9 protein-coding genes are annotated in these 9,959 nt (G+C 48.2%); 7 read left to right on the top strand and 2 right to left on the bottom strand.

Features of this window, described 5'->3' with window-relative positions; translation table 11 throughout:
• Positions 1-378: 378 nt before the first annotated feature.
• Positions 379-1,305 carry a helix-turn-helix transcriptional regulator gene (locus tag VIM87_RS10145; RefSeq protein WP_331996885.1) on the bottom strand — a complete coding sequence of 309 codons (927 nt, stop codon included), beginning with the start codon at positions 1,303-1,305 and terminating at the stop codon, positions 379-381.
• Between the two features lie 237 nt (positions 1,306-1,542).
• Here VIM87_RS10145 and VIM87_RS10140 point away from each other — a divergent pair, with 237 nt between their 5' ends.
• From VIM87_RS10140 to VIM87_RS10125, 4 genes are all read left to right on the top strand, one after another.
• On the top strand, positions 1,543-2,403 hold the full coding sequence (locus VIM87_RS10140) for a DUF6089 family protein (RefSeq protein WP_331996884.1): 861 nt from the start codon (positions 1,543-1,545) through the stop codon (positions 2,401-2,403).
• 396 nt (positions 2,404-2,799) lie between these two features.
• A complete protein-coding gene (locus tag VIM87_RS10135) occupies positions 2,800-3,108 on the top strand; it encodes a hypothetical protein (RefSeq protein ID WP_331996883.1) in 309 nt (102 codons plus the stop codon).
• Positions 3,109-3,249: 141 nt separating this feature from the next.
• Positions 3,250-5,169, top strand: coding sequence for a menaquinone biosynthesis decarboxylase (locus tag VIM87_RS10130; RefSeq protein WP_331996882.1), 1,920 nt, complete (start codon positions 3,250-3,252; stop codon positions 5,167-5,169).
• Positions 5,141-5,632: a DUF6265 family protein gene (locus VIM87_RS10125; protein WP_331996881.1), complete on the top strand. Its 492-nt coding sequence runs from the start codon at positions 5,141-5,143 to the stop codon at positions 5,630-5,632. The genes VIM87_RS10130 and VIM87_RS10125 overlap by 29 nt, the downstream gene beginning before the upstream one ends.
• 406 nt (positions 5,633-6,038) lie before the next feature.
• On the opposite strand, the gene VIM87_RS10120 is transcribed toward VIM87_RS10125, so the two are convergent.
• The gene (locus tag VIM87_RS10120) at positions 6,039-7,622 is read right to left on the bottom strand and encodes a peptide chain release factor 3 (RefSeq protein ID WP_331996880.1); all 1,584 of its coding nucleotides are present in this window, start codon (positions 7,620-7,622) and stop codon (positions 6,039-6,041) included.
• 161 nt (positions 7,623-7,783) lie between these two features.
• Between VIM87_RS10120 and VIM87_RS10115 the strand changes: the two genes are divergently transcribed.
• The 3 genes from VIM87_RS10115 to VIM87_RS10105 all read left to right on the top strand — a co-directional run.
• A complete protein-coding gene (locus tag VIM87_RS10115; RefSeq protein ID WP_331996879.1) occupies positions 7,784-9,031 on the top strand; it encodes an ABC transporter permease in 1,248 nt (415 codons plus the stop codon).
• 59 nt (positions 9,032-9,090) lie between these two features.
• The gene (locus VIM87_RS10110) at positions 9,091-9,408 is read left to right on the top strand and encodes a hypothetical protein (RefSeq protein ID WP_331996878.1); all 318 of its coding nucleotides are present in this window, start codon (positions 9,091-9,093) and stop codon (positions 9,406-9,408) included.
• Positions 9,409-9,436: 28 nt separating this feature from the next.
• Positions 9,437-9,959 (top strand): tRNA (adenosine(37)-N6)-threonylcarbamoyltransferase complex transferase subunit TsaD (locus tag VIM87_RS10105; RefSeq protein ID WP_331996877.1); only part of this gene is annotated, 523 nt, incomplete at its 3' end.

Raw genomic sequence — 9,959 nt, 5'->3', positions numbered from 1 at the left:
TCCGCAGGGATGCTACCAAGGAGCTGAAACCTATGTACCAGGGCATGATGCAAACGGTATGGTCGCCGGCAGGGGCTTTCCTGGATGAATACTACGGCCGTAAAACCAATGCAAAAGACGGGGAGAATACAACGACGAACTGCTTTAAGGCAGTGTTTAAATAGATGTGCAGATGTGCAGATATGCGGATGTGCAGATGGATTGAAGCGTAATCCGTCATTTGCCCATCTGCATATTTGCACATCTGCACATTATCAGATGGATTGAAGCGTAATTCGTTATTTGCACATCTGCATATCTGCATATCTGCACATTATCAGATGAATTAAAGCGTAATCCGTCATTTGCACATCTGCATATCTGCACATCTGCACATTGTCAGATATTCTTCATGTAGGGTATATAGATCTCGCACAAATTGGGACCTGTGAGTGACATAAAGAAATGATTGCCGCTCATTTTATAAATGCCTTCGCGGCAGCAGCGGTTAATAAAATCGTACATGGGCACCCCGGCGCTTACAAAGTCCAGCGGCACCTGCAGGCGCAGGTAATGGCCGCCTGAAATGCGTTTCCTTATTAAATTCTTTACCTGCTCGCTTAACTGGATATTGGCCTGTGTATCCTTAACGGGAATGCATACACCGGCGAACATGCTTAGCCGTTCATAATCGGTAACCGGCACGGCATCCAGGGTACCGGTAATGATTTTACCCTGGGGCAGATCCAGCAGGTCCAGCATTTTGCGGAAGCGCTGCTCGTAGCGGCTCATTCTCATTACCAGCTGGGCTATAGGATCCTGTCCGTAGGAAATGAGGGTGTAGTACATGATGGAATCGGGCAGTATTACATGCTCGGCCCTTTCAAAGCTGAAAAAGTTGCTGATGGTGCTGCCTTGCTGGGCATGTACAGCCGTGATCATGGCCGTCATTTCCAGGGTTCTTTTTTCGTTGGGCAGCTCTTCTATCCGGCGAAAGTAACGCGGGCTGCCGCCGAAATGGTTGGTAAAGGCTTTGGTGAAAGCGGCCATGGTAGCGTAGCCTGAGAGGTCGCTGATCTCCCCGATGTTATACCCGCTGTGGCGCAGCAGGCCGGCGGCCAGTTCCAGGCGATGGCGTTTTACGTACTGCCAGTAAGGTTCGCCCATGATCTCTGCAAAGATGTGATAAAAATAAGAGTAGGAGATCCCCAGCCAGTCTGATACTTCCTTCATGTTAAAGGATTCCATTACGTGATCATCGGCATACCCCAGACCGCGCAGTGCATATTGCTCCAATTGATCTTTTGTGGGCGCTTTGGGCTTCATTAGCAGATTAAGGTTTTAGTGAGGTTAGATTAAGTTGTTGGTAAACAGTCGTTTATAGGTGTATGTAAAAAACAATAAATAATGTATTTTTGCCAATTAAAATAAAATTAATGTTTTTGGCAGGAATGGAGAAAAAATTATTAATGGGGAACTGAAACTTATAACTTTATACTTTTTTGCAATTTTTTAACGTTATTAATAATAATTCTATTAGCCTCTTAAAAAAACCTTATCAAGTTGAAACAGATCAAATGGGTACTATTGCTTAGTTTTCTGGCCCCACTCAGCGCGTTTGCACAAGACTGGCATATTGGTGGCTTTGCGGGGATCAGTAATTACAGCGGCGATCTTGCACAGCAGCGGGTAGATATGAAGTATACGCGTCCTGCGCTGGGCCTGATGGTAAAAAGAGACATCAACCGTTATCTGACCTTACGGGCTGGCCTTAACTGGGGCCATATTGCAGGCGCCGACAGCACCAATGAAAGTAAGGACCTGATCCGGCGCAACCTGAGCTTCCGTTCTGTGATTTGGGATGGGCATTTCATTGCAGAATTTAATTTCCTGGATATTTACGAGAAAGGCTTTACTCCTTATGTATTTGGGGGGATTGCCCTTTTCCAGTTCTATCCAACTACAAAAGATTCACTGGGCAATACGGTTCCTTTGCGCCGCCTGAGCACCGAAGGACAGAACCTTGCGGAATACCCTGACAGAAGGCAGTATGCGCTGCACCAGTTTGCCATTCCTTTTGGCGCAGGTATAAAGGTGATGCTGAATGATACCTGGACCCTGGGCCTGGAAATTGGTTTCCGTAAAACCTTTACGGATTACCTGGATGATGTAAGCAAAACCTATGTTGATGAAGCCACCCGGTTAAGATACTGGAGAGGGCAGGAGGCTGTTGATTTTGCCTACCGCGGCGATGAGGTGAACACCAAAGGCATTACGCCCGGTACTTACCCTGCAGACGGCACTATCAGAGGATCTGATAAAAATAAGGACTGGTACATCTTTTCCGGCTTAACCCTCACTTATCGTATAGGCGGTGGCGGTATGTTCGGCAAGCAAAAGTTTTCCAGCTGTCCCAAATACTAAGTACAGCACCCATTTTGGCATAGTACTTGTTGGTTATGCGTACAATCATTCGCCCCCAACAAAGTCCACAATAAAAAAAAGGTATCCCGTCAACTATCTTGTTGACGGGATTTTTTATTTGGCATACTCTTTGAATTATATACATCAGAACAGGTATATAAGAAGCGAACGACCCGCCGGCAACCGCCACAAGGATCAGAAACCGCGAAGAGAGTAAGAGCCGGAAAGGCCCGCCAGGAGGGACGCTTCAACTACCTGTTATTAAGTATACACCGTATCATTGCTAACTTAAATCTATCAACCGGCAAACCGAAAAACACAATCCACCTTTGACCATTCTCGGGTAGCATCTACCATCCGCTCACAACAATTATTAAGAACTAAAATTGAAACAGCATGAAACGCGTACTATTCATGATGCTGCTGTTAGGGGGCATCGTATTATCTGCTCAGGCGCAAAGAAGGGGCCATTACGGACCTCCGGGGCACTACAAACACTGGAAAAGAGACCGTTGCGATGACCGCCGTTATTATGGCGGGTATTACAATGGGTGCCGGGACCGCAGGGTTGTAGTGTATGAACAGCCGGTAGTATATGGCCCCCCGGTATATGTTGCTCCGCCACCACCTCCTCCTGTAGTTTATTACCCGGCAAGACCACGTGCTCACGTGGTGATTAATGCGGGTGTTACATTTGTCCGTTAATATATATTGTGAAAATGCCTTGTGCTGGCTGAAATGTTTAGATGAAGATTGAAATAGGTAAAGTCCCGTCATGGATTAGTTCCGTGGCGGGACATTTTTTATTGACATATTTTTGAGCTTACTTTGTCTTTTCATTTCGCTATGTCATACAAGCATCTTAAACACTTCATTGATACGCTGGAAAAGGCGGGAGAGCTGATACGCATCAAAACTTATGTAGATCCCAAGCTGGAAATTGCTGAAATCACCGACCGGGTGAGCAAATCGCCGGGCGGGGGCAAGGCCCTGCTGTTTGAGAACACGGGATATGATTTCCCGGTGCTGATAAACTCCATGGGCAGCTATAAACGTATGTGCCTGGCGCTGGGCGTGCAGGAGCTGGATGATGTGGCTTCGGAGATCGAAGGGTTGTTTAAAATGCTGTCGAAACCGAAAGAAAGCATCCTGGATAAATTATCCATGCTGCCCAAGCTTAGCCAGTTTGCTTCCTGGATGCCAAAGGTGGTAAGCGGCAAAGGCAGCTGCCAGGAAGTTGTGATGGCCGACCCTGACCTTACCAAGCTACCGGTAATGCAATGCTGGCCCAAGGATGGCGGCCCTTTTATAACCCTGCCGGTAATACACACCAAAGATCCGAACAATGGCAGCCGTAATGTGGGCATGTACCGTATGCAGGTGTTTGATAAAACCATGACCGGTATGCACTGGCATAAACATAAAGTGAGCGCCAAACACTTTATGGAGTACAAAAAGCTGAACAAACGTATGCCCGTAGCAGTTATACTGGGCGGCGACCCGGTATATACCTATTCTGCTACAGCCCCCTTACCTGAAAATGTGGATGAATATATGCTGGCCGGCTTTCTGCGCAAGCGGAAAGTGGAGCTGGTGAAATGTATAACCCAGCCCGAGCTGGAAGTGCCTGCAGATGCGGACTTTGTAATAGAAGGATATGTAGATCCCGGGGAAGAGCTGATATGGGAAGGGCCTTTTGGCGACCATACCGGTTATTATTCCCTGGCCGACTGGTACCCGCGTTTTCATGTAACCTGTATTACCCACCGCAAAGATGCCGTATACCCTTCAACGATAGTGGGCATACCACCACAGGAAGATGCCTGGATAGGCAAGGCCACCGAACGTATTTTCCTGGCGCCTATAAAAATGACGCTGGTGCCGGAAATAGTGGATATGGATATGCCGGTGGAAGGCGTGTTCCATAACCTGGTTATTGCGCAGATCAAAAAGGATTATGCCGGCCAGGCGCAGAAAGTGATGAACGCTATGTGGGGCGCCGGGCAAATGATGTTCAATAAAATACTGGTAGTAACGGATGAAGGCACCGGCATACAGGATTACAAACAGCTGGCGCAGTATGTGTTCCGGCACCTGAACCCTGCTACGGATATTTATTTAAGCCAGGGCCCTATGGATGTGCTGGACCATTCCTGCTCAAAAATGGGGTTTGGCGGTAAAATGTGCATTGACGGAACAAGGAAGCACGAGGAAGAGACGGACGGGAATTACGAATGGTCAATTATCGATCACGAATTTAATGCAGCACCGCTGCTGGAGCGGTTTGCGGAAATAAAGGGCTTGAATGCAGCGCTGCTGAAAATGGATATTTCCTGTTTGCTGGTAGCCGTAGAAAAGAACCGGCCTTTTCATATTAAGGAGCTGAACGACCGTTTATATGAACTGCCGGAAATGGCAGGCATTAAAATGGTGCTGTATGTAGAGCATACCGTGGATGTAAGCGACCTGCCATCTGCCCTGTGGCGGTTTTGCAATAACCTGGACCCTAAACGCGACAGCTTTGTAGTGAACCTGCCATTGCCCAATGGTAAAAGAAGGGCCGGCATTGGCTTTGACGGTACGCTGAAAACCCGCATCCTGGATAACTTTGAGCGTGACTGGCCCAATATTATTGTGGCAGATGATGCTACCATCCGCAAGGTGGATGAAAAGTGGGCAGCACTGGACCTGGGACCTTTCATAACATCACCCTCCCTGAAATACAAACACCAGATATATGGAGAAGAAGCGGTGGTGCAGCAGTAGCCTGTTCCTGCTGTTAACCCTATGGGGCGCTACGGCTGCGGGGCAGGCCCGTACCGAAAATTTTCATTATTTAAACCTGCTGGAAGGCACCTGGAACATGCGTACCCGTGAAAGTGTGATCACAGAGCAGTGGCATAAGGTAAACGACTCCACCTGGCAGGGCCATACCTGGCGTATTGTTGGCCGGGATAGCAGCCTGCAGGAAAGTATGCAGCTGGTGCGCGCTGCAGACGGCATTTATTATATCCCTGTTATGACCGGGCAAGCCAATAATACACCGGCACGCGTTAAGCTCACCGTATTAAAACCCATTGGCTTTATTGCTGAGAATCCTGCTAATGATTTCCCTAAAAAGATCACCTATCGCTGGAAAAGCGAAACCCACCTGGATGTGAAGGTGGAAGGAAAGCAGGGGAATGTGATGGGCGAGTTTTTGTTTCAGTATAACAAGGAGGAGAAGTAGCGTGGTTTAATTACGAATTATTTAATTACGAATTGAATGCAGCGGATGAAGCCGTTGTGTTGAATTATTAGTATCAATTACAAATTACGGATCTAAATGAATTGTTATAACAAAACACAAGCCATTCGTAATTCGTAATTGTATAATTCGTAATTGAAGAAAGCCGCTCCCGGGAACAGGTGCGGCTTTTTTTGTACGACCAACTCAAATAAACTACGTTGCTATTTCAAGAAAGCAAATTGCTTTACCACGTGTTAATTGAATGACGCAAAAATAAGACTGACCTGCATAAAGGTATTTATGCATTCGGGAAAACGATTTACGCGAAGCGGAAAGATGCAGATGTGCAAATGAAGGTACTTCGCTTAAGTCATCTGCACATTTGCATATCTGCACATCCGCACATTTACTTGTGTATTTCTGAAGTAAAGTGAAACTCTATTTCGGGATTGTTGGTACGTTCTGTATTCAGGTACCATTCAGACTGGGCCAGGTATACCAGGTGGCCATCCTTATCCTCTACAATATTAGCCTGTTTGAAACGGGTAAATTCTTCGATCTTCTGTTTGTTGCCGGTGATCCAGCAGGCTTTGTAAAAGGGCAGGGTATTGAACTGGCAGGCTGCGCCGTATTCCTGCAACAGGCGGTACTGGATCACTTCAAACTGCAGGTCGCCCACACAGCCTATGATCTTGCGGTTGCCGCCATGCTGGGTGAACAGCTGGGCCACGCCTTCGTCTGTTAGCTGGCGGATGCCTTTTTCCAGCTGTTTTGTTTTCATGGGATCCTTATTCACCAGCTCTTTGAACAGCTCCGGTGAAAAGCTGGGAATACCGGTGAAGTAAAAAGATTCACCTTCTGTAAGGGTATCGCCGATCTTAAAGTTGCCGGTGTCAAAAAGACCTACCACATCGCCGGGGTAGGCATCATCTACCACGTTCTTTTCACGGGCCAGGAAGGTGTAAGGGTTGCTGAAGCGCACATCTTTATCCAGGCGCACGTGGTGGTAAAATTTGTTGCGCTCAAAACGGCCGGAGCATACCCGCAGGAATGCAATACGGTCGCGGTGGCGGGGATCCAGGTTGGCGTGGATCTTAAATACAAAGCCGCTGAACTTATCTTCCCCTACGGCAATAGGGCGGGTGCTGGCTTCCCGGTCGCGGGGCACGGGTGCTATCTCCACAAAAGTATCCAGCAGGTCTTTTACCCCAAAGTTGTTCACCGCACTTCCAAAGAACACCGGGGCCTGTTTGCCTTCCAGGTAGGGCTTATTATCAAAGGGATCATATACGCCCTCAATCAGCTCTACATCGTTGCGCAGCTGGGCGGCGTCTTTTGCGGAAAAGTGCTCATCCACATAGCTGGAGCTGAGGTCGGCCAGCGGCACTATATCATCGTCCGTAGCTTTTTTATTGGGCAAAAAGGATACAAAGCTTTTGTTATAGAGGTTATACACGCCTTTGAAATCCGTTCCGCCGTTAATGGGCCAGCTCAGGGGGCGTACTTTGATGTTAAGCTTTTCTTCCAGCTCATCCAGCAGGTCAAAGGGGTTTTTACCGTCGCGGTCCATTTTGTTCACGAAAATGATCACGGGGGTATCGCGCATGCGGCATACTTCCATGAGCTTTTCGGTTTGCTCTTCCACGCCCTTTACACAGTCAATTACCAGCACTACGCTGTCTACCGCGGTAAGGGTGCGGTAGGTATCTTCAGCAAAGTCTTTGTGGCCGGGGGTATCCAGCAGGTTTACCAGCACATCGCGGTATTCAAAGGTCATAACGGAGGTAGCAACGGAGATACCACGCTGCCGCTCAATTTCCATAAAGTCAGAGGTGGTGTGCTTCTTGATCTTATTGGATTTTACCGCGCCGGCTGTTTGAATGGCGCCGCCGAATAACAGGAATTTCTCCGTTAAGGTGGTTTTACCGGCATCCGGGTGGGCTATGATGGCAAATGTTTTCCGTTTGTTGATCTCGCTGGAGTACTTCATTCGTAATTTTTGTAAAATGGGTGCAAAAATAGGTAAAATTTTTGGGTCCATGGTCCATGGTCGATAGTCCATGGCCCGGATCAACTTATTATGTGGTGTATGCTATGGACTATGGACCAGCGGCAACTCAACTATTAACTTAATAGTTTATATTTGGGAATATGTTAGCTACCCTTAAAATACTATGGAACAGCCTTAAAATGGCGCTGCTGGAGCTGAAAGTGAATAAGCTACGCACTTTTCTCTCCTTACTGGGCATTACCATTGGCATCTTTTGCATTATTGCCGTTTTTACCGTTACAGATAGTATGGAAAACAACATCCGCAGTGATGTACAGGCATTAGGCAGTGATGTGATCTACATACAGAAATGGCCCTGGGGCGGCGGGGGCGAATATCCCTGGTGGAAATACATGAACCGTCCGGAGCCTGAGCACAAGGAGCTGAAGGTGATACAGGATAAAGTGCAGAGCGCTTCCTCGGCTGCATTTGCTTTTTCGGCTTACAGCAAAAAAATAGAATACCGGGATGATTATATGGATGGGGTAGAGGTGATGGCGGTATCACAGGATTTTGATAAGATCCAGAACCCGGCGATCATTAACGGGCGCTATTTTACAGGTAATGAGAACAGCTCCAATGTAGTGATACTGGGCGCCAACATCTGGGAAGGGCTGTTCAGCAGCTCGGACGCTGCTTTAAATAAGACGGTGCAGGTGGCCGGCCGCCCCTGTAAGGTGATAGGCCTGCTGAAGAAAAAGGGGGAAAGCCTGCTGGGCGGCATTAACTATGATAACGCGGTAATAGTGCCTTACGGTTACGGACGTACTATTATGGATGAACGCCGTTTTGGCGATCCCTATATTATGGTGAAAGCGGCTCCCAATGTGCCCCTGGTACAGCTGAAAGACGAGCTGCGGGGCGTGGAGCGCGCCATGCACCGTTTACGGCCGCGTGAGGAAGACGATTTTTCCCTGAACGAGATCACTACGCTAAGCGATAACCTGAACGGGCTGTTTTCCATCATGAACGTTGCCGGGGGTATCATCGCCATATTTGCGCTGATAGTGGGCGGGTTTGGTATAGCCAATATTATGTTTGTAACCGTGAAGGAACGTACCAACATCATTGGGCTGAAAAAGGCCATTGGTGCGCGCCGCAGCGTAATTATGATGGAATTTCTGCTGGAAGCAATTGTATTGTGCCTGATAGGCGGGGGCTTTGGATTGCTGATCGTGTATACGGGTACGTTACTGGCATCGGGCAGCCAGAGTTTTACCATTACCTTGTCCCTCAAGAACATTGTGCTTGGGCTGAGCATATCGGCTATTGTGGGTATTGTGGCCGGGTTTATACCTGCTTTTTCTGCCTCCAAGCTGGATCCGGTGGTTGCCATCCGGAGCAATTAACATGAAAAGTGAGGGCGGAATATTAACTTCGCGCTTTCATGACCAAACATTGTCTGTGTATGAAACTTCGTATATACATTGCTGCCTTTTGCCTGGCAGCCTTTGCTTATTCCTGCTCTACCACTAACCAGATCAATACCCGCGACTGCCGTTATGAAGGCATTGTAATGGACATGAGGGGGCTGGATGGCTGCGGGTTAATGATCGTACTGAACGACAGTGCGCATACCCGTTTGCAGCCATTAGCCATTATAGACACCAGCTTTCACCTGCAACCCGGCCAGCGTGTACGGGTAAATTATACGGAGCTGCGCGGGCAAATGTCGGCCTGCATGGCTGGCAAGCTGGTACGCATAGACTGTATTAAGGCGCAATAAAAGCTGCAAATGCTGTAGTTTTGCACCCATGCCCGTACATATTTTAGCTATAGAATCTTCCTGCGACGAGACCAGTGCAGCCGTACTTACCGACGGTAAGGTGTTAAGCAATATCATTGCCAATCAAACCGTACATGAACAATATGGGGGCGTGGTGCCTGAGCTGGCATCGCGCGCGCACCAGGAGAATATTGTGCCTGTGGTAGATATGGCCCTGAAGAAGGCCGGTGTGGACCGCAGTGAGCTGAGCGCCATTGCCTTTACCCAGTCACCCGGGCTGATAGGCTCCCTGCTGGTAGGCAGCTGTTTTGCCAAAGCCCTGGCCCTGGCATTAGATATACCACTGATAGCCGTGCATCATATGCAGGCGCATGTGCTGGCTAATTTCATAGCCGATCCCCAACCCAGCTTTCCTTTTCTTTGTTTAACAGTATCCGGCGGCCATACCCAGATCGTGCGCTGCGATAGCCCGCTTTCAATGCAGGTGATCGGCGAAACGCTGGATGATGCGGCAGGAGAGGCTTTTGATAAAAGCGCCAAACTTTTAGGAC

Source organism: Chitinophaga sp. (assembly GCF_036569125.1).
Taxonomy (GTDB): Bacteria; Bacteroidota; Bacteroidia; order Chitinophagales; family Chitinophagaceae; genus Chitinophaga.
Note: the sequence above shows the minus strand (reverse complement) of the source record. Positions and strands in the feature narration are given on the sequence as shown.

Bases quoted from the DNA above. Each gene is read 5' to 3' on its own strand.
- VIM87_RS10115 (WP_331996879.1), top strand. From the start codon at position 7,784: ATGTTAGCTACCCTTAAAATACTATGGAACAGCCTTAAAATGGCGCTG.
- VIM87_RS10135 (WP_331996883.1), top strand. From the start codon at position 2,800: ATGAAACGCGTACTATTCATGATGCTGCTGTTAGGGGGCATCGTATTA.
- VIM87_RS10125 (WP_331996881.1), top strand. From the start codon at position 5,141: ATGGAGAAGAAGCGGTGGTGCAGCAGTAGCCTGTTCCTGCTGTTAACC.
- VIM87_RS10110 (WP_331996878.1), top strand. From the start codon at position 9,091: ATGAAACTTCGTATATACATTGCTGCCTTTTGCCTGGCAGCCTTTGCT.
- VIM87_RS10145 (WP_331996885.1), bottom strand. From the start codon at position 1,305: ATGAAGCCCAAAGCGCCCACAAAAGATCAATTGGAGCAATATGCACTG.
- VIM87_RS10120 (WP_331996880.1), bottom strand. From the start codon at position 7,622: ATGAAGTACTCCAGCGAGATCAACAAACGGAAAACATTTGCCATCATA.
- VIM87_RS10130 (WP_331996882.1), top strand. From the start codon at position 3,250: ATGTCATACAAGCATCTTAAACACTTCATTGATACGCTGGAAAAGGCG.